Origin of the sequence: Antarctobacter sp. (assembly GCF_048262615.1) — a bacterium.
Lineage (GTDB): Bacteria > Pseudomonadota > Alphaproteobacteria > Rhodobacterales > Rhodobacteraceae > Antarctobacter.
Genome location: NZ_JBLXFB010000006.1, coordinates 104714 through 124163 on the forward strand (window position 1 = coordinate 104714; position 19450 = coordinate 124163).

The 19450-nt window shown below is 63.3% G+C and carries 18 protein-coding genes; 9 read left to right on the plus strand and 9 right to left on the minus strand.

What is annotated here, in order from left to right; all coding sequences use genetic code 11:
- Positions 1-241 precede the first annotated feature (241 nt).
- Positions 242-397: a hypothetical protein gene (locus ACN0S5_RS08735; RefSeq protein ID WP_417207786.1), complete on the plus strand. Its 156-nt coding sequence runs from the start codon at positions 242-244 to the stop codon at positions 395-397.
- Between the two features lie 101 nt (positions 398-498).
- On the opposite strand, the gene ACN0S5_RS08740 is transcribed toward ACN0S5_RS08735, so the two are convergent.
- The gene (locus ACN0S5_RS08740; protein ID WP_417207787.1) at positions 499-1065 is read right to left on the minus strand and encodes a TlpA family protein disulfide reductase; all 567 of its coding nucleotides are present in this window, start codon (positions 1063-1065) and stop codon (positions 499-501) included.
- Between the two features lie 21 nt (positions 1066-1086).
- Between ACN0S5_RS08740 and argH the strand changes: the two genes are divergently transcribed.
- From argH to ACN0S5_RS08755, 3 genes are read left to right on the plus strand one after another with little or no spacing between them, the layout of a single operon-like run.
- Positions 1087-2478, plus strand: a complete 1392-nt coding sequence (gene argH / locus ACN0S5_RS08745) for an argininosuccinate lyase (protein ID WP_417207789.1) — start codon at positions 1087-1089, stop codon at positions 2476-2478.
- The gene (locus ACN0S5_RS08750; RefSeq protein ID WP_417207790.1) at positions 2475-2621 is read left to right on the plus strand and encodes an argininosuccinate lyase; all 147 of its coding nucleotides are present in this window, start codon (positions 2475-2477) and stop codon (positions 2619-2621) included. Before argH ends, ACN0S5_RS08750 begins: the two co-directional genes overlap by 4 nt.
- Positions 2621-2929, plus strand: a complete 309-nt coding sequence (locus tag ACN0S5_RS08755; RefSeq protein ID WP_417207791.1) for a DUF2834 domain-containing protein — start codon at positions 2621-2623, stop codon at positions 2927-2929. Before ACN0S5_RS08750 ends, ACN0S5_RS08755 begins: the two co-directional genes overlap by 1 nt.
- Positions 2930-2966: 37 nt before the next feature.
- Here ACN0S5_RS08755 and ACN0S5_RS08760 read toward each other — a convergent pair whose 3' ends face one another.
- Positions 2967-3788 (minus strand): SDR family NAD(P)-dependent oxidoreductase, encoded by an 822-nt coding sequence (locus ACN0S5_RS08760; protein WP_417207792.1) that lies wholly within the window; start codon positions 3786-3788, stop codon positions 2967-2969.
- Between the two features lie 209 nt (positions 3789-3997).
- Between ACN0S5_RS08760 and lysA the strand changes: the two genes are divergently transcribed.
- Both lysA and ACN0S5_RS08770 read left to right on the plus strand, forming a co-directional pair.
- The gene (lysA, locus tag ACN0S5_RS08765; protein ID WP_417207793.1) at positions 3998-5263 is read left to right on the plus strand and encodes a diaminopimelate decarboxylase; all 1266 of its coding nucleotides are present in this window, start codon (positions 3998-4000) and stop codon (positions 5261-5263) included.
- A 37-nt stretch (positions 5264-5300) separates the two neighbouring features.
- Positions 5301-7847, plus strand: coding sequence for a DUF4175 domain-containing protein (locus ACN0S5_RS08770; RefSeq protein WP_417207794.1), 2547 nt, complete (start codon positions 5301-5303; stop codon positions 7845-7847).
- 126 nt (positions 7848-7973) lie between these two features.
- On the opposite strand, the gene arfB is transcribed toward ACN0S5_RS08770, so the two are convergent.
- From arfB to ACN0S5_RS08800, 6 genes are all read right to left on the minus strand, one after another.
- Positions 7974-8393: an alternative ribosome rescue aminoacyl-tRNA hydrolase ArfB gene (gene arfB, locus ACN0S5_RS08775; protein WP_417207795.1), complete on the minus strand. Its 420-nt coding sequence runs from the start codon at positions 8391-8393 to the stop codon at positions 7974-7976.
- Between the two features lie 252 nt (positions 8394-8645).
- On the minus strand, positions 8646-9287 hold the full coding sequence (locus ACN0S5_RS08780) for a queuosine precursor transporter (protein WP_417207796.1): 642 nt from the start codon (positions 9285-9287) through the stop codon (positions 8646-8648).
- A gap of 100 nt (positions 9288-9387) precedes the next feature.
- Positions 9388-10287 carry an esterase-like activity of phytase family protein gene (locus ACN0S5_RS08785; RefSeq protein ID WP_417207797.1) on the minus strand — a complete coding sequence of 300 codons (900 nt, stop codon included), beginning with the start codon at positions 10285-10287 and terminating at the stop codon, positions 9388-9390.
- A 9-nt stretch (positions 10288-10296) separates the two neighbouring features.
- The gene (gene mepA, locus ACN0S5_RS08790) at positions 10297-11214 is read right to left on the minus strand and encodes a penicillin-insensitive murein endopeptidase (RefSeq protein WP_417207798.1); all 918 of its coding nucleotides are present in this window, start codon (positions 11212-11214) and stop codon (positions 10297-10299) included.
- The gene (locus tag ACN0S5_RS08795; RefSeq protein WP_417207799.1) at positions 11211-12581 is read right to left on the minus strand and encodes an MFS transporter; all 1371 of its coding nucleotides are present in this window, start codon (positions 12579-12581) and stop codon (positions 11211-11213) included. Before ACN0S5_RS08795 ends, mepA begins: the two co-directional genes overlap by 4 nt.
- A gap of 99 nt (positions 12582-12680) precedes the next feature.
- The gene (locus tag ACN0S5_RS08800) at positions 12681-13262 is read right to left on the minus strand and encodes an acyl-CoA thioesterase (protein ID WP_417207800.1); all 582 of its coding nucleotides are present in this window, start codon (positions 13260-13262) and stop codon (positions 12681-12683) included.
- Between the two features lie 133 nt (positions 13263-13395).
- Between ACN0S5_RS08800 and ACN0S5_RS08805 the strand changes: the two genes are divergently transcribed.
- The 3 genes from ACN0S5_RS08805 (at position 13396) to yaaA (ending at position 16808) form a co-directional block, all read left to right on the plus strand.
- Positions 13396-13689: a YggT family protein gene (locus ACN0S5_RS08805; RefSeq protein WP_417207801.1), complete on the plus strand. Its 294-nt coding sequence runs from the start codon at positions 13396-13398 to the stop codon at positions 13687-13689.
- 182 nt (positions 13690-13871) lie between these two features.
- Entirely contained in the window at positions 13872-15929 is a 2058-nt protein-coding gene (recQ, locus tag ACN0S5_RS08810; protein ID WP_417207803.1) for a DNA helicase RecQ, read from the plus strand.
- A 93-nt stretch (positions 15930-16022) separates the two neighbouring features.
- The gene (yaaA, locus tag ACN0S5_RS08815; protein WP_417207805.1) at positions 16023-16808 is read left to right on the plus strand and encodes a peroxide stress protein YaaA; all 786 of its coding nucleotides are present in this window, start codon (positions 16023-16025) and stop codon (positions 16806-16808) included.
- A 7-nt stretch (positions 16809-16815) separates the two neighbouring features.
- Here the strand turns inward: yaaA and ACN0S5_RS08820 are convergent, their stop codons facing one another.
- Positions 16816-19377 (minus strand): response regulator, encoded by a 2562-nt coding sequence (locus ACN0S5_RS08820; protein WP_417207807.1) that lies wholly within the window; start codon positions 19375-19377, stop codon positions 16816-16818.
- Between the last annotated feature and the right edge of the window lie 73 nt (positions 19378-19450).

Sequence of the window (19450 nt, forward strand, 5' to 3'; positions counted from 1 at the left end):
TCCATCTGCGTTCAGGGTCTGCCGGAGTGAGGTGCCGACACGCGCTGCGGTGGGCGCTCCGATTCGAGTGGTTGTGAACCGTGGCCCGATGAAATGAGGCACAAAAGCCGCAAATTCGGGAAACAGCGCTGGTTTCTTGGGCGGATTGTCATCCCGAACTGGGGTTTTTGGCCTGAGTTGGGCAAAACCCATTGAGGTTCGCCCCGGTTTTGCCCAGTTTCAGTCTTGTCGGTGGGGGCCGATGAACCGGAGTGTCGTGAACGTGATCGCAACCTTGTCCATCTTTTGCCTGCTGGCCCTTGTGGCCGCCACGTTGCAATCGCGCCTGTGCCGTGCTGCGCCTGCTGTGCAACGGGTGACGGTGGCACAAAGACCCCGGATCGGCATGCGGCGCTAACCGCCCGGCCAACCAGAATTACTCTCTCTCTCTCTCTCTCTCCAAAAAGACCCCGTCCGGACCTCCGGACGGGGTTTTTCTTTGAAATTGCGGCTTTGCGATCAGGTGCCGCCGTCGAGGCCCATCAGCGCGTTCAGAACGGCGCGCGTGGCGTCCGATGACCAGTCCGCATCGCCGGTCAGCCGCCCGACTTCCTGCCCCTCGGGGTTCAGGATCAGCGTCACCGGCAGGCCCAGAACGCCCATTTGACGCGCCAGCATCGACTTGGGGTCTCGGTGCAGCGGCAGGTTGTCGACGCCGATCTCGTCGAAAAAGGCCTTCATCTTGGGCGGCGGGTTGCGGGAGGTGGCGATGGTCAGAACCTCGAAATTCTCACCGCCCAGTTCCTCTTGCAAGGCTGCCAGCATCGGCATTTCCTTGCGGCAGGGCGCGCACCATGTGGCCCAGAAATTCAGGACCACCCATTTCCCCTGCCACTGTGACAGGTTCAGCGGCGCGCCGTCGAAGGTCATGAAATCCGCTGTGCCGACCGCTTTGGGCTCGGCGTGAAAGACCATCTTGCGCATGTCGCCGGTGGCTGCGGCCTTTGCGGCCTCAACATCGGCGGCGACCGGATTTGCAAGCATCAATGCGGCAGTATAGAGAGCCGCAAGCGTGAGACGTTTCATATGACCTCCGAAGGACACTCTATGTCTGACAAGACCTCGAACCAGATGTGGGGCGGCCGCTTTGCCGCCGGACCCGATGCCATCATGGAGGCAATTAATGCCTCGATCGGCTATGACAAGCGGCTGGCGTCCCAGGATGTGGCCGGGTCTCGTGCCCATGCCGCCATGCTGGCGGCCACGGGCATTATCAGTGATAGCGATGCCGAGGCGATCAGGGAAGGATTGCTCACGGTCTTGTCAGAGATCGAAAGCGGAACCTTCGAATTTTCGACTGCGCTGGAAGACATCCACATGAACGTGGAGGCGCGTCTGAAAGAGGTGATCGGCGAACCGGCAGGGCGGCTGCACACCGGACGGTCGCGCAACGATCAGGTGGCAACGGATTTCCGTCTTTGGGTGCGGGACCAGCTGGACGCCGCCGAGGGTGGTTTGACGGCCCTGATGCAGGCACTGCTGGCGCAGGCCGAGGCGGGGGCCGATTGGGTTATGCCGGGCTTTACCCACCTGCAAACCGCGCAGCCGGTGACATGGGGCCATCACATGATGGCCTATGTCGAGATGTTCGGGCGCGATTTATCCCGCGTCCGCGATGCGCGCAAACGGATGAACGAATCGCCCCTTGGTGCCGCCGCGCTGGCGGGCACCGGGTTTCCCATCGACCGCCATATGACGGCGCAGGCGCTGGGCTTTGATCAACCGATGGGCAACTCTCTGGACGCTGTCAGCGCCCGCGACTTTGCGCTGGAATTCCTATCTGTCGCCTCGATCAGCGCCATGCACCTCAGCCGCTTTGCCGAGGAACTGGTGATCTGGTCCTCGGCCCAGTTCCGGTTTGTCACCCTGTCGGATCGGTTCAGCACCGGCTCCAGCATCATGCCGCAGAAAAAGAACCCGGATGCCGCAGAACTGATCCGCGCCAAGATTGGACGGATTTTCGGCGCGAATGTCGCGCTGATGATGGTGATGAAGGGTCTGCCGCTGGCCTATTCCAAGGACATGCAGGAAGACAAGGAACAGGTGTTCGACGCCGCCGACAACTGGATGCTGGCCCTTGCCGCGATGGAGGGGATGGTGCGGGACATGACCGCCAATGTGACCAACCTCGAAGGCGCCGCATCTGCCGGGTTGTCCACCGCGACGGATCTTGCCGACTGGCTGGTGCGCGAAACCGGCCTGCCGTTCCGCGATGCCCACCACGTCACCGGCAGCCTTGTCGCCAAGGCTGAGGGTAAAGGGTGCGACTTGCCGGATCTGACGCTGGACGAGATGCAGGAAGTGCATGGGAATATCGACGCGTCGGTCTATGATGTGCTGGGCGTGCACAACTCTGTCCGCTCAAGGATGAGCTATGGCGGCACCGCGCCGCAGCGTGTGCGCGAACAGATCGCAGCCTGGAAAGGGCGTTTGGCATGAGGCTTCTTGCAATTCTCGGACTGCTCGCACTGGCGGCCTGCGGGGCGGACGGCGAGCCCGAAACCCCCGAAGGCCCGACCACGTCCGGCCCCGGCATCAGCGTCACTGTGACCGGCACCGCCGAGGTCGGGATCAAAGGCTGATGCTGCGGTGGCTCTGGCTGGCGATGGCGCTTTGGGGGGCCGTGCACCCGATGTATTACTTTGTGTCGTTTCTGGCCGGGAACGGCTGGAACCTGGGCGTTTTGATCGACGCGTGGTACGTCAATGACAGCACGCGCGGGTTGACCTGGGATCTGACCATCGCGGCACTGGCGCTGACGATCTGGATCGTCGCCGAGGTCGCGGTGCGGCGGAATTGGGCTGCTCTGCTGGCGATCCCGGCCACGTTTTGCATCGGAGTCAGTTGCGGCCTGCCACTGTACCTTTGGTTTCGCTCTCGCCCGGTCTAGGGCAAGCGGCGGGGGAAACCCCGCCGGACGCGCGCGCTCAGGTCTTGAGCCATGCCGCAAAGGCATCGGCGTAGTCCGGATGCCAGCGCGAAAGCGGCGCGCGGTTTTCGGCGATGTCCTGCGCGGCCCAGAGGATACGTTTGGCATCGGTGGCCCGATCCACGTCGTTGTCCGGGCAGAGGATGTAGAAATCGTCCCGCCCCAGCGCCTCCAGCAGGACCGCAACGACCTGTTCCGGCGTCCATGCGCCGTCGGGCTTTTGTGTCCGGCCCCGCGCGGTCAGGGGGGTGTGGACCCATCCGGGGATGAACAGCCGCGCTTCTGTCCGGCAGCCGTCGATGTTGCGCAATTCGTGCTGCAACGCCTCGGTAAAGGTCTTAACCCCGGTCTTTGACACGTTGTAGGCGGGGTCGCCCGGCGGCGTGGTGATGCCCTGTTTCGACCCGGTGTTGATAATCAGCCCGCTGCAGCCCGAGGTCGCCATGTCGGGCGCGAAAATCTGGCTGCTGCGGATGATGCCCCAGAGATTTACCGCGATGATCCGCTCCCATGTGCCCGCGTCGTCGAAGATGGAACTGCCGGGCTGGATGCCCGCGTTGTTCATCAGGACATCGACCGGCCCAAGCCTTTCCTCGACCCGCGCCTTGAGCGCCCGGATTTGCGCACTGTCCGAGACGTCGCAGGCCACCCCAAGCGCGGCCCCGGCCTGATCCACGGCGGTATCCAGCGTCTCGCCGGGCAGGTCCGCGATGCAGACGCGCAGACCGAGTGAGGCCAGCCTGCGCGCCATCTCTAGCCCGATGCCGGAGGCACCCCCGGTGATGACAGCCACGTTGCCGTGTTTGATCGCCTCGTGCATGGTGCGCCTTTCGTTTGTCTTGCGGTGCCAGCGTAGAGTGCGTTGCATGGCGTGGACAAGGGGAAGGGGGCGCTGCCCCCGTCGCGCAAGGGCGCGACTCCCCCGGGAATATTTTTGGACAGAAGAAACGCAAAGGGGGGATTGCTGCGACTTGGGTTTGCGCAAGAGAGGGCTGGCCCAAATTCGCGCGCTCGGCTAAAGCCGCGGTCATGGATCATTTCATCTATCAAGACGGGCAGCTCTTTGCCGAGAACGTCCCGGTGGCCGAGATTGCCGCCAGCGTCGGAACGCCGTTTTACGTCTATTCGACCGCGACGTTGGTGCGCCACTTCCGGTTGTTCGATGAGGCGCTGGCCTGGGGGCCGCATCTTGTCTGTTACGCCATGAAAGCCGCGTCTAATCAGGCGATCCTGAAAACGCTGGCCGCCGAGGGCGCGGGCATGGACGTGGTGTCGGGTGGCGAATACGCCCGCGCCAAAGCGGCGGGTGTTCCGGGCGAGCGGATCGTCTTTTCCGGCGTGGGCAAGACGCGGGACGAGATCCGGACCGTACTGGAAGGCGGCATTCGCCAGTTCAATGTCGAGAGTGAGCCGGAGATGCGCGTCATCTCTGAGGTGGCCGCGTCGATGGGTGTTGTCGCGCCGATCACCGTGCGGGTGAACCCGGATGTGGACGCCAAGACCCATGCTAAGATCGCCACTGGCAAGTCCGAAAACAAGTTTGGCATTCCGATCGCCCGCGCCCGCGAGGTCTATGCGGAGGCGGCGCGCCTGCCGGGGCTGAAGGTGATCGGCATTGACGTGCATATCGGCTCGCAACTGACGCAGTTGGAGCCATTTGAGCAGGCCTATCGCAAGGTCGCGGAGCTGACAGAGGCGCTGCGCGCGGACGGGCATGAGATCACGCGGCTGGATCTGGGCGGCGGTCTGGGCATTCCCTACGCGCGCTCGAACGAGGCGCCGCCGCTGCCGATGGACTATGGCGCGCTGATCCAGCGCACTGTCGGTCATCTGGGCTGTGAGATCGAGATTGAGCCGGGCCGCCTGATTGTCGGCAACGCCGGGTTGCTGGTCAGCGATGTCATCTACGTCAAAGAGGGCGAGGGGCGCGATTTCCTGATTCTCGACGCGGCGATGAATGACCTCATCCGTCCGGCGATGTATGAGGCGCATCATGAGATTGTGCCTGTTATTGAGGCACCTGCCGGGGCGGAGCTACACCCCTATGACATCGTCGGGCCGGTCTGCGAAAGCGGTGACACTTTTGCCAAGGGGCGCCTTATGCCCCCGCTTCGGGCCGGGGATTTGGTGGCTTTCCGCTCTGCCGGGGCATACGGTGCCGTGATGTCGAGCGAGTACAACACCCGCCCGCTGATCCCCGAGGTGCTGGTCAATGGCGATCAATTCGCGGTTATCCGCGCAAGGCCGACCTTTGACGAGATCATAAATCGCGATACCATCCCCGAATGGCTGTGAGGCATCCTCCTCGCCGTCACTGATTGCGAGGAGCGACATGCCCCCCACACGCGACCCCTCATCGGATATTTTCCGCACCCTGCGCTGGCCACTGGCGCTGACCCGACTTGGTATGGCGGCCGAACGGCTGGCCCGTGCCTTTTGGCCGCTCTGGTCCATCGTGATCTTCACCCTGGCGCTGTTGATGCTGGGGGTTCAGGACGAGGTTGCGGTTGAATGGGTCTGGGCGGCGGGGGCCGTACTGGGCGCGGGGGCGCTGTGGGCGGTCTGGTACGGGGCGCGGCGGTTTCGCTGGCCCTCCCGTGCGGCGGCGATGGTGCGACTGGACGCAACGCTGACGGGCAACCCTATCCAGGCCTCTCTGGACACGCAGGCGATTGGCGGCGGTGACGCGGCCTCGACCGCTGTGTGGCGCGCGCACCAGACACGGATGCGCGCCCGTCTGGCAGAGGCGCGCGCGGTGGAACCGGATCTGCGCGTCTCGCGGAACGATCCGCTGGCGTTGCGCTATGTCGCGCTTTTGGCGCTGTCGGTTGCGATTCTGTTCGGGTCGCTAGTGCGGGTGCAATCCGTGACGGGCATGGGGGCCGGTGGTCCCGATCTGGCGCAGGGACCGGCCTGGGAAGGCTGGATGCAGCCGCCGGCTTATACCCGGTTGCCGTCTGTCTACCTCAACGACATCACCGCCGCGTCGATCCAAGCGCCCGAGGGGGCAGAAATCACGCTGCGCATGTACGGTGAGGTCGGCGCGCTGAGCATCCGCGAAAACGTGTCTGGCCGCGACCTGCCGCCAGAAGCGGCACAGGACACGGCACAGGATTTTGCCGTTTTGCGGTCGGGTGAACTGGCCGTCGAGGGACCGGGTGGCCGTCTCTGGCAGATCGCCATGATCCCCGACGCCGCCCCCAGCGTGACACGCGACGGTGAGATCGAAGTCAGTTATGAGGGCGAGGCGCAGATCCCCTACACCGCGTCGGACGACCACGGGGTTGTGACGGGGACGGCGCGGTTTGTGCTGGATCTTGACGCCGTCGACCGCCGCTATGGCCGCACCATCGCGCCGGAACAGCGCAAGATGATCGAGGTGCCGCTGTCGATGCCGGTTTCGGGAAACCGGGCGGATTTCACCAATTCTCTGGTCGGGAATTTTTCGCTGCACCCCTGGGCCAACCTGCCGGTCAAGCTGACGCTGGAGGTCGAGGACGGTCGTGGCCAACGCGGCCTGTCGGACCCCGAGGCGCTGACCATGCCGGGGCGGCGGTTCTTTGACCCCGTGGCGGCGGCGCTGATCGAGCAGCGTCAGTCGCTGCTGTGGAACCGTGAGAACGCCGGGATGATCGTGCAGATCTTCAAGGCGATCCTGAATGAGCCCAAGGACCTGTTCCGCAAGGATGTGGAACAGTTGCGCCTGCGCACCCTGACCACGCGGATCGAGCTTTTGGCAAAGTACAACGCCATCACCGACGAAAAGCAGGACGCACTGGCGCAGGCGATGTGGGATCTGGCCCTGTCGATGGAAGAGGGCGATTTGCAGGATGCGCTGGAACGCCTGCAACGGGCGCGTGAGCGTCTGGAAGAGGCGATGAAGAACGGTGCCTCGGATCAGGAAATCGCCGAACTGATGCAGGAACTGCGCGAGGCGACGGACGATTACATGCGGCAATTGAGCCGTCAGCAGGCGCAGGACAACCCCGAGGGTCAGCAGATGGACCCCCAGAACATGATCCAGATGTCGCAGGACGATATCCAGCGGATGATGGACAAGATTCAGGAGTTGATGGAACAGGGCCGGATGGCCGAGGCGCAGGAAGCAATGCGCCAGCTTCAGGAAATGCTGGACAATATGCAGATGACCCAAGGGCCGGGAGGCGGCGGTCAGTCACCGGGCGAGCAGGCGATGGAAGGTCTGGCTGACACCCTGCGCGAGCAGCAGGAACTGTCGGACGAGTCGTTCCGCGATCTCAACGATGGCCAGCGCGGTCAGGGCCAGCGCCCGCCGCCGGGACAGGGCCAGCCGGGTCCGCAGGGACGCCAGCCGGGGCAAGGCCAAGAGGGGCGTGATCCGGGCCAAGGCGACGGCGGTGATCTGGCGGGCGATCTTGCCGAACGGCAGCGGGCCTTGCGCGATGAGTTGAACCGCCAGAGACAGGCGTTGCCCGGACAGGGAACAGAGGCCGGTGAACGCGCCGCCGAGGCGCTCAAGCGGGCAGACGGGGCTATGGACGGGGCAGAACGCGCATTGCGCGACGGGGATCTGGCCGAAGCGATCGACCGGCAGTCCAGCGCGATGGAGGCCCTGCGCGAAGGGATGCGGAATCTGGGCGAGGCGCTGGCCGAACAGCAGCAGCAACGCACCGGCGAGCAAGGCTTTGCCCAAGGCGGCGATCCTGCACAGCAACGCGATCCGCTGGGCCGCAACTCTGGCAACACCGGTCGGGTCGGCACGGATGAGGGTCTGTTGCAGGGGCAGGACGTCTATCGTCGGGCCGAGGAACTGCTGGGCGAATTGCGCAAACGCTCTGGCGAGTTGGATCGTCCCGAGGAAGAGCGCAACTATCTGGACCGTCTGCTGGAGCGGTTCTGATCCAGGAGTGCGCTGACGCGCGCAGGGTGTCTCGGGGCCGGCCTTTGGCCGGTCCCTCGGGCTGCCTCCGGCGGGGGTAGTTTTACAAAGGAGAAACCGGGGCGCGGGTGCGGGAGGATGGCGGCGTCAGTCCGGATCGACCTTGCCACGTGTTGCCTTGATCTCACCCCGCTGTTTTTTCGCATCGAGGCGTCGGCGTTTCGAGCCAAGGGTGGGTTTGGTCGGTATCCGGCGTTTGGGTTTTTCGGTCGCTTTTTGCACAAGCTCGGCGAGGCGTTGGCGCGCAATCTCGCGGTTGCGGGCCTGGCTGCGGGTGTCTTCGACCTGAATGACCAGAGCGCCCTCTTTGGTCCAGCGGCGTCCGGCCAGTTTGCGCAGCCGGGTTTTGACGGCAGGGGGCAGGTTCGGGGAGCGTTCTGCCTCAAACCGCAATTCGACCGCCGTGGACACCTTGTTCACGTTCTGGCCGCCGGGGCCGGAGGCGCGGATGAACTGTTCTGTCAGTTCCCAGTCCTCGATGGTGATATGGTCGGTGACGCGCAGCATGGTGTTCATTTAGGGCAAAAGAAAAAGGGCCGCCAGATCAGCGGCCCTTCGAGAATACGGAGGCGGGGCCGGTTAGGCGCTGCCAATCCGGGGGGTTGTCACCCCAGGGGTTGCCCTAGAGCGCATCCTCCCGAACTGTTCCGACACCTCTCTCCAATGCTTCTCTCGACACTGGATCACCTCCTTTCAGCTGTTGAAAACGCAAGATGATGGTGGCACGGGTATCGCCGACCACAAAGTCTTTTTTGCGTATCAAGCTGATTTCTGTTCCGGGCGTGCCTTTGAAACGATCAGACGGAAGGGGATGAGGGCGAGCAGGGCGAGGCTCAGCTTGACCATCCAGTCGGCCGCGGCGAGTGACATCCACAGCGGTGCATCGGGGCCGGAGCCGAGGAACGGCAGGATTTCATTGGCCCAGCTGACGTCATTTGCCGGTTCGATCCAGCTGAGCCCGGCCGAAAAGGCGATGGTGAAGAACAGCGCCGTGTCCAGTGTCGAGCCGACCAGCGTCGAGGCCAGCGGCGCGCGCCACCATGTGCCTTCGCGGAGGCGGTCAAAGATCGCCACGTCCATCAGTTGCGCAGTCAGGAACGCCAGACCGGAGCCGATGGCAATCCGCAGCGTGACTGCCGGATAGCTGTATCCATCGCCTTGCAGCATGATCTGCGTGCCGATCAGCGAGCAGACGACGCCGACGACAAAGCCGGCAAAGACCACCTTCCGCGCCGGGCCGGGGCCGTAGATGCGGTTCATCAGGTCGGTGACGAGGAAGGCCAGTGGATAGGTGAACGCCCCCCATGTCAGCCATTGGCCAAACAGGAACTGGACGAGGATGTTGGAGGCCAGAACGATGGCCGCCATGGCAAGAATGCCGGGAAGATGTGCGCGTGTCATGATGTGACCCGTTTTTGACAAGGTTGCGGGGACTTGATCCGGTTTTCCGGATTGGGCGCACATAAATGCGGCCTGTTGGGGCGTCAAGCGATTTCCGGGATCACTCCGTCACGCGGTATTCGACAAATTCGCTGCGCTGAAAGCTCATGAAGTTGTCGTCGGAGACCATTGTCAGCCGCAGCGCCCCCGCTGCGTCGCGCCAGACCGAAAGCCCTTCGAGGTTGCCATGTCGGTGCGCGGGCGTTTCAATCAGCACTTCTTCGCGGACAATCCGGTCGTCGGACAGGGTAAAGCGGCGAACGCGCGTGCGAAAGGCGATGCCGGAGAAGCCGCGTTCCAGCAGATAGAACCTGCCATCCGGTCCAAAGTCCGCGCCAACGGGCAGAAAGCCGCCGCGCCGGGGGAGCGTGAAGACCTGTGCCCAATCCGTGCCGTCGTAGCGCCAGACGGGGAAGGGGCGTGTCAACTGGCCGGACCGTTCGGGCAGGGTGTAAAGCCGGTCCTGCGCGTCTATCGCCAGCGCCTCAAAGCCAGCGTTGCCTGCCATCAGGCTGAAGGCCTCCGGGCGTGGCAGCGGGATCGCGGTTCCATAGTCCTTGTAGGCCCAGACCCGGTGGGTTCCTTCAAACGAAATGTAGGTGACATTGCTGGCGGACAGGGCCAGCCCTTCGGCATCGTTCAGGGCGCGGGACAGAAAGCGGCTTCTTTCGGTGCGCAGTCGGACGGCGGGGGCGTTTTCCACACCGACAAGGCGCCCGCCTTTGCGAATAAACTGCCCTGTGACGATCCGCGAGCGGTCAGAGAGCGCCACGAAGCGCGTGCCATCGTCGGTGACTTCCAGTCCAGAGAAACCGCCCAGTCGATGCATGCTTGCGGGCCAGTCGATGCGGCCCATGAATTCCGCCTTGGGGCCGGAGCCAAACGTGCACCCCGCCAGAAGCCCAAGCGACAGGCAGGCGACAAGCCGCCTTTGCAGGCGTTTCAACAGTGTTCGGAACATATGCCGGGGTCAGTTCGCGGACAGAACGTCGGCGCATTGGCGCGGCAGATCGCCCAGCGTCAACTCTCGCTTTGGCGGCGAGGGTTTGGCGTTGGGGTCGGGCGGCGGCGGGTTGAGGATACGATCAACCCAGCCTTGGGCCTCCTTGCAACCGTCGCCCGGCGGCGGGGCGGCCTGATCGACGCAGCCGGTCGCGCCCTTGGGACAGCTCAGGCGGACGTGAAAGTGATAGTGGTGCCCCCACCACGGCCGCACCTTGCGCAGCCACGCCTTGTCGCCCTTTTCGTCGTTGCACATCTGCACCTTGGCACCGGGAAAGATAAAGATCCGCGCCACCCGCGGGTCGCTGGCGGCGGCCTTGAGAATCTCGTGGTGCTGTTTGGTCCATTTGTCGTTGGTGTAGGCACCCGACGCGCGGCGCATGGAGATCGACGAGATGTTCTCACGCGCTTTGACCGACAGGTTCAGGTTGTCGGCGGGCAGCATCCAGATGTCGGCGTCCAGACCGATCTGATGGCTGGCGTGGCCGGTCAGCATCGGACCGCCCCGTGGCTGGCTGAAATCGCCCAGATACAGACCGTTCCAGCCGGGTTGCGCGGCGGCATTGCGGCTGAGGTCCTGCACGTAGTCGATCAGGTCCGGATGGCCCCAGTTGCGGTTGCGCGACAGGCGCATGGCCTGCCATGTCGGACCGGTTTCCGGCAATTGCACGCCCCCGGCGAGGCACCCCTTGGCATAGCCGCCGAATGGGGCCGAGGCCTGTGGCGAGGCCTGCGCCTTGGCGCCGAACAGTTGTTTGGCCTGTTTCGATGACAGCACCGGGTCCAGCGGACGGGCCGGGGTGCGGTCACCTGAAATATCGCGCCCGCTGCCGCCACAAGCGGCCAATGCGAGGACAAGGGAAATGGCGGTAACAAAACGGATCATGCGGGTCTTTCTCCCTGCGGATGCACCCAGGTTAGCAGAATGAGGCCCAGCAGGAAAAGCCCGATCACAGGGAGAAAGCCCAACTGGTTGGATTGAGTGGAATAGGTGAAGATCGTGATCATCGCCGGGGCCAGAAAGGCCGTGGCCTTGCCAGCCAGCGCAAACAGGCCAAAGCCCTCGGCGGGCCGCATCGGATCGCAGTGACGCACCATCATCGACCGCGAGGCAGAGTACAGCGCGCCGCCTGCACCGCCGATGACAGCGCCGCAGATGTAAAAGATGATGTCCGGAACCGGCGATCCTTCGGCCAATGGCATCCCGAACAGGCTTTCACGGGACATCCCGACAATGATCGAACCGACAAGGATCAGCACCCAAATGCAGAAACGGATCACCGGCTTTGGGCCGAACCTGTGATCGGCGATACCTCCGACCCAGCTGAGAACAGCCGCCGCGATGGCGGCGATGATGCCAAAAACGCCGACCTGGATCACCTTCCATTCCAAAACCAGCGTCGCGTAAATTCCGCCGTAGGCATAAAGGGCGGTCAGCGCGTCGCGATAAAACAGCGAAGACAGCAGGAAGCTGCGGCAGGACGTGCGGCCCCAGACGCGGATGATTGAGGTCTTCATGTCGGACAGGACGCCGCGCACGCTTGCGGGGGTCTTGCGTTCCAGCGGGTCATCCCGGTTCCACATGAAAAATGGGATCAGGAAAATTGCGAACCACAGGCCGATGAACGGCCCGACAAACCGCGTGCCTTCGCGCGCCTCTGGGTCAAGGCCAAAGGCGGGGGACAGGCCGATCAGCGTCTTTCCGGTCTCGTTTTCGGCAAAGAACAGCAACATCAGGAACAGCGACAGCACCCCACCCCAATAGCCAAAGGCCGTGGCGGTGCCGGAGATGCGCCCGACCTCTTCCGGCGTGCCAAGGCTGGGCAGGATGGCATTGTTCAGGTTGAAGGCGGATTCACTGGCGACAAAGCCCAGCCAGAACAGCGCCAGCACGAAATACAGCCCGGTGCCGTCCGGCTTCAGCATCCACAGAGAAAAGGCGGCGGCAATTGCGATGCCGGTGAACAGCCAGAACCACGGGCGTTTGCGTCCTGTCGCATCGGCCCAGGCCCCCAGCAGCGGCGCGGAAAAGGCGATCGCCAGTCCGGCAATTGTCTGGGCCGAGGACCACAGGCTTTGTGCGCCCGCCTTGGCGGCGTCGCTGCCAGCGCCTTGGGCAAGGAAATAATCGGCGGCGACGGCGGCGAAATAGGGGCTGAAGATAAAGGTCAGGCCAAGGGTGGCATAGGGCTGTTGCGCCCAGTCGAAGAACATCCAACCCCAGATGCGTTGCTTTTTCGTTGGCTGTGCCATGGCTGCCCCCTGCCCAATGCCGCGATAGAACCTATCGCGGCATGGTGTTGCAAGGGGCCTTGCGCAAGGGAAAACTGTGCGGCGGTCCCAGTTGCGGGCTTATGCGGCGTCTTTGGCCTGTGCGGCGGCGATCAGTTCAGGCGCATTGCGGGTTTGCGGGGGCCACGGGCGGGCGTTTTCGGCCTCGATCCATTTCAGCACCCATGCCGGCAGCGGCGGGCTTTCGGTGGGCACGCCAAGCGCCGTGGTCGACCGATCGGTGGTCACGATGCCGTTGGCGTCGGTCAATGCGGTCCGATAAACCGCATGACTGGCGCAGTCGCCGTTTGTCTTCCACATCGATTGATCAATGTAGATGAATCGCTTGTCCCAACCCAGCAGGCGTGAGTGCATTTCTATCTTTTCGAACAGGCGCACGCGCCGACGGTAACGCACGACCGATCCCGCAACGGTCAGGCCCCAGCGTTCACGCTGGAGCACGTCGAACAGCCCGGTTCGATACCCCAGCGGGATACGCCCGAGATCGTAGATCGTCAGTGTGCGCCCGTTGTTCAGTTCCATCCACAGGTCAAGATCCCATGGCATGCAGAGATGGGTCGAGACATGTGTTTCCAAAAGGCCAAGCCGCGGGGCGCGACGGGCGAGATAGCTTTGCCAGAAGAGGCGCAGAAAGGGATACATGGGCTGGCTCCTTTGTGTCCTTGTTGCTGCGCTGCGGCGGGCACGTCAATCAAGACCTTGCGGCACACTTGTTCTTAAGCCTTGGTGCGCATAGGTCTGTGCCAGTCGGACGCGCGGAACAAAGGTCTATCGGATGCAGTCGCTTTTTCAAATTCTGAACATGATCCTCAGCATCGCGGTCTTTGTGATCGTCGCCCATGTGATCATGAGCTGGCTGATCAACTTTCAGATCCTGAACCTGCGGCAACCGATTGTCGCCTCGATCTGGGAGGGGCTGAACCGGCTGCTGGAACCGGTGTATTCGCGCATCCGCAGTATCCTGCCGCCGATGGGCGGACTGGACCTTGCACCGCTGATCGCGCTGATCGGGGTTTACGCGTTGCAGATCATCCTGCGCAACAACGCGGCCTTTTTCTACGGCTTCTGACCGGGCAGGGGGCGCTGCCCCCCTCGGCCTGCGGCCTCCCCCCGGAATATTTTCGGACAGAAGAAGCGGCGGAGTCATGGGGGCCAATGGCTCATATTGTGGCCCGTAGGGGTTGATTCACCGATTCGTAGTATGTGATTGTCTGGCAACGATCCGATCCAGACATATCGACAGGGACATCCATGCCGCGCGACGCCGGGACCGCCGAGGCGCTTCTCAAGGACATCTTCGGCTTTGACGCCTTTCGCCCCGGTCAGGGTGAGATTGTCGATGCCGTGGCGGGTGGCCAGAACGTGCTGGCCATCATGCCCACAGGTGGCGGCAAATCCCTGTGTTTCCAGTTGCCTGCCTTGATCCGCTCTGGGGTGACGGTGGTGATTTCCCCGTTGATCGCCTTGATGCGCGATCAGGTGCGCGGCCTGCGGGAGGCCGGGGTGGCGGCGGGGGCGCTGACCTCTGGCAACACGCCGGAAGAGACCGATGCGGTCTGGGACATGCTGCACGCGGGTGAATTGAAACTGCTGTACCTCGCCCCCGAGCGGCTGGCCAATGTCGGCACGCAGCGGATGCTGGCGCAGGCGAGTGTGTCGCTGATTGCGGTGGATGAGGCGCATTGCGTCAGCCAGTGGGGCCATGATTTCCGCCCCGATTACCTGCGCATCGGCGAATTGCGCCGCGCGCTGGATGTGCCGCTGGCCGCCTTTACCGCCACGGCGGATGTCGAAACCCGCGAAGAGATTGTCACCCGTCTGTTCGACGGTCACGCGCCGACCACTTTTCTGCGCGGGTTCGACCGGCCGAACATCCACCTTGCCTTTCAGCCCAAGGACGGCCCGCGCGCGCAAATCCTGAGCTTTGCCGCCGCCCGCAAGGGGCAGTCCGGCATCGTCTATTGCGGCACGCGCGCCAAGACCGAAGGCATTGCCAAGGCGCTGCGGGATGAGGGGCACTCGGCCTGTTATTATCATGGCGGGATGGAGGCGGGGGACCGTCGCCATGTCGAGGAACGCTTTGCCCGCGAGGATGGGCTGATCGTTGTGGCGACCGTGGCCTTTGGCATGGGGGTCGACAAACCTGACATCCGCTGGGTCGCCCATGCGGATCTGCCCAAGTCGATCGAGGCTTATTATCAGGAAATCGGGCGCGGCGGGCGTGACGGCGCGCCTGCGGAAACGCTGACCCTGTACGGCCCCGAGGACATTCGCCTGCGTCGGTCGCAGATCGACGAAGGGATGGCCCCGCCGGAACGCCGTGCCGCCGATCACGGGCGGCTGAACGCGCTTTTGGGGCTGGCAGAGGCGCAGGGATGTCGGCGCAAGGTCCTGTTGGGCTATTTCGGCGAAGAGGCCGGGAATTGCGGAAACTGCGATCTGTGTGACAGCCCGCCAGAGCTGTTCGATGGCACGCTGGCGGTGCGCAAGGCGCTGTCGGCGGCGCTGCGCACGGACGAAAGCTTTGGCGCCGGGCATCTGATCGACATCCTGCTGGGCAAGGACACCGACAAGATCCGCCAGCGCGGCCATGACAGCCTGCCCACATACGGCGTGGGAAAGGACCTCAGCCGGGGGCAGTGGCAGGCTGTGTTCCGGCAGATGATGGGGCATGATCTGATGCGCCCGGATGCGGAACGCCATGGCGCGCTGGTCATGACCGACCGCGCCCGCCCGATCCTGCGCGGCGAAGAGACAATCAGTCTGCGCAAGGATGCGGTGACAAAGGCCGCTGAGCGGCGTCCGGCGGTCAGGGAACTGGTCCCGGAGGAGGACGCGCCGCTGTTTTCCGCGCTGAAGGCCAAGCGCACGGCGCTGGCACGTGAGGCGCAGGTGCCGCCCTATATGATCTTTCCCGACCGGACCCTGATCGAGATGGCAGAGAAACGTCCGGCCTCGCTGGATGATATGGCGCGGGTTAACGGCATCGGCGCGAAAAAGCTGGAACGATATGGCGCGGCTTTCCTTGAGGTGTTGAATGGCGCGGCGCAAGAGGTTCATCCCCGGCGGCGCAAACTGGCCGTGACCGGGGCGGGCGGCGTCTACGATGCCTTGATGGAGGCGCAGGCCAGCCTGTTGCGCGGGCAGGACGGGACGCAGAAACCGCTGTCCTGCTCGGCCTCCCTGCTGGCGAAACTGGCGGACCGGCCACCGCAGAACGAGGATGCCTTGTGCGCGCTTCTGGGCAGCAAGCGCGCCGACCGGTTTGGCGCGGCCTTCTGGGACGTATTGCAGGGCGGTGCGCGGTAAACCGACGACCCGCAATTGCGCCCGTGCTGGACCTTGCGGGGGGCGCGGACTAGATCAGGGGTTCGACGCAACGGAAAGACGGAGGGGACGGGCGTGCTTGTCGTGATTTCACCGGCCAAGCGGCTGGATTGGCAGGAACGGGCGGTCGAAATGACGGTGCCTGCGTTCGAAAGCGATGCACAGCGGCTGGCGCGGTCCGCGCGCAACCTGACGCTGAAGGATCTCAAGGGGCTGATGGACCTGTCCGACGATCTGGCGCGGCTCAACCGGGATCGTTTTCGCGCTTTCACCGACACGCCCGGACCAGAAGACCTGCGCCCCGCCGCGCTGGCCTTTGCGGGGGATACCTATATCGGGCTTGAGGCCGGGTCACTTGATGCCGAGGAACTGGATTGGGCGCAGGACCACCTGCGCATTCTGTCCGGACTTTATGGTCTGCTGAGGCCGCGTGACGGCTTTCAGGCGTATCGGCTGGAGATGGGTTCGCGCCTGAAGACACGGCGCGGCGGCAACCTGTATGATTACTGGCGCGACCAGATCGCCAAGGCGCTGAACGCGCAGGCCGAGGATCTGGGGACGGATGTCTTGGTGAACTGCGCCAGTCAGGAATATTTCGGAGCGGTTCCTGAAAAGGCATTGAAATTGCGGGTGATCACGCCGCAGTTCATGGAGGACAAGCCCGGCGGACCGAAGATCGTCAGCTTTTTCGCCAAGCGGGCGCGCGGTGCCATGGCGCGTTTCATCATCCAGAACCGTCTGACCGATCCAGAGGGCCTGCGCGATTTCGATCTGGGCGGGTATCGTTATCAGCCCGATATGTCCGCCCCGGACCGCCCGGTCTTTTTGCGCCCCGCAGAGGTTGAGGCGCTGTCGGCCTGATCCGGGTTTATCCCGTGGCTTGGGCCGCGGGCTGTGGCGAATAGAGTTTGATCTTCTCGCCAAGCGCGGCCTTGCGCAAAGGTTTGGTCAGGTAGTCGTTCAGGCCGGCCTCAAGGATGCTTTCGCGGTCACCCGCCATGGCATGCGCGGTGACGGCAATGATCGGAACCTGAGGGCCGTCCCCCTCCAGTGTGCGGATTTCGCGTGTGGCCTGCTTGCCATCCATCTGCGGCATGGAAATATCCATGAAAATCATGTCGGGCCGCCTGTCGCGATACGCCTCGACCGCCTCGATCCCGTTGTTGGCAAAGCGCAGCGACACGTTGAAATCCTTGGCCATCTTGCGAAAGACCAACTGGTTGGTCTTGTTGTCCTCGGCCACGATCACGTCCAGCGGGACCGAAGGCTCCGGGATGGCGGCGGGTGTTTCTGGCCGTGCAGGACTGGGCGGAGACGTAATCGCCTGCGGTTTCGGCGCGTCAATCAGGCTGGGATATTTGGCGGGCCCGATCTTTTCGAGCGTCGAGAAAAGCACCCGGCGGGGGACGGGTTTTTGCAGGATGGCGGCCACCTCGATCCCGGCAAGCTTGCCGATGCGGGCGGGATTGTTGGCCAACAGGATGACCGGAATGCGACGCCCGCCCCGGCAAAGCTGAGCGGCCAGTTCCTGCCCGTTCATATCGGGCAGATCCTGTTCGATCAAAAGCAGATCGGGGCGTGTTTCCATGCGGTCGATCGCCTCGGAGCCGGTCTTGCAGAATTCGGTCTTGAGGCCGATGATTTCCAGCTGTTTTGACAGGATCGCCCGGTTCGCGTTGTGATCGTCGACAACCAAAACGCGTTTCAGGTGTGTGGGCAGGCTGGCGGTTTCGAACACGGCCGGTTCTTCGGCTGGCAAGAGGATGCGCATGCCAAAACAGCTTCCTTTGCCAAGATCCGATTCGGCCCAGACCTCGCCGCCCATCAGTTCGACAAGGCGGCGGGTGATGGCAAGGCCAAGGCCGGTGCCTTCGAACTTGCGGTTGCGATCGTCCTCGACCTGATTGAACTCGCCAAACACGTGATCGACCTTGTCGGGCGGGATGCCGATGCCGGTGTCCTCGACGGTGATATGGATAGCGGTGTCGCCCTCGCCATGGGGCACGCCGACCACCCGCACAAGAACGTGCCCCTGCACGGTGAATTTCACCGCATTGCCCAGCAGGTTCGTCAGGATTTGACGAATCCGCCCCGCGTCGCCGATGAAACGGGTCGGCAGGAACATGTCAAAGTCCACGAAAAGCGCGATATCCTTGTCGCGTGCAGTGGGTTGCAGCAGCATCACCACCTCGTGGATGGCGCGTTCCAGATCAAAGGGTTCGGGATGGAGCTGTAGTTTTTCTGCCTCGATCTTGGAGTAATCCAGAATGTCGTTGATGATCACCAGCAGCGCCTCGCCGGAACTGCGGATCGTGTCGGCGTACAGTTGCTGTTCCTCGTTCAGGGTGGTGTCCATCAGCAGATCTGCCATGCCGACAACCCCGTTCATGGGGGTCCGGATTTCATGGCTCATGTTGGCGAGAAAGGCGGATTTCGCGCGGTTGGCGGCCTCGGCGCGGGTCATTGCCTCTTTCAGGCGTTCCTGATCCTGTTTGATCTGGCTGATATCGACGCGCAGCCCGACGCGGCCGCCGTCGCGTGTCCGGCGTTCATAGACCCGCAACCAGCGTCCGTCCGACAGTTGCTGTTCCTGTTCCGTCTCGGGCAAACGATGTGCGGACAACCGCTCTTCGAGCCATTCCTCTTCGCGACCCTCTGCCTCGGCGTATTGCCCGCATTTCAGGCCGAAGCGCAAAATGTCTTCAAAGCTGTTGCCGCGCTGCATGGCCGGCGCGCTGGCAGCATAGATATCCTTGTATTGCTGGTTGCACATCAGCAGCCGATCCTCGGCGTCGTACATGACAAAACCGTCCGGCATTTCCTCGACCGCCGACCACATGCGCATCAGCCCGGTGATATCAATCCCCAGACTCACGATGCCGCCGTCGGGCAGCCTGCGGTCGCTCAGTTTGACAAAGCGGTTGTTCCACAGCCGCAAAGTCTCATTCGGGATCGTTTCCATGTCCCAACGGCCGCGCATCCGACGTATCCACTCAGTGCCGCGCTCCCCCTGAAGATCGACGATTCCTTCGTCAACAAGCACACCCAGAACGTGTTCATAGGGCGCGCCGGGCGCGATGCTTTCCACGCCTTCGAAAACTTGCAAATAGGCGGGATTGGCCAGTTCGAGGCACAGGTTTTCGTCGTACATGGCAAAGCCGTCGCGCATGGTTTCCATCGCGCTCCACAGCTGATCGGTGACGACCTCGATCTTTTGCGTGGCTTCGCCCAGCTGGTGCATGACGCGCTGGTTCTCGTCCCGGACCACCTTGACCTCTGTCCGGGTCTCCTGAATTTCGTTGCGCAGTTGCAGCGCATGTTTGCCAAGACGGCGGTTGGCCTCAAACAATTCGGCCTGTTTTTGCTCCAGCAGTCGTTCGGCCGCCAGTCGCGCGCGCCGTTCCTGGGCCAGCCGATCGGCCATGTCCATGCCATGCCCTCCTTGCAGGCCACCCCTGACTCATGCGTCGCCGAGGTGAAAATCCTGTTAATCGCGGCGGCAT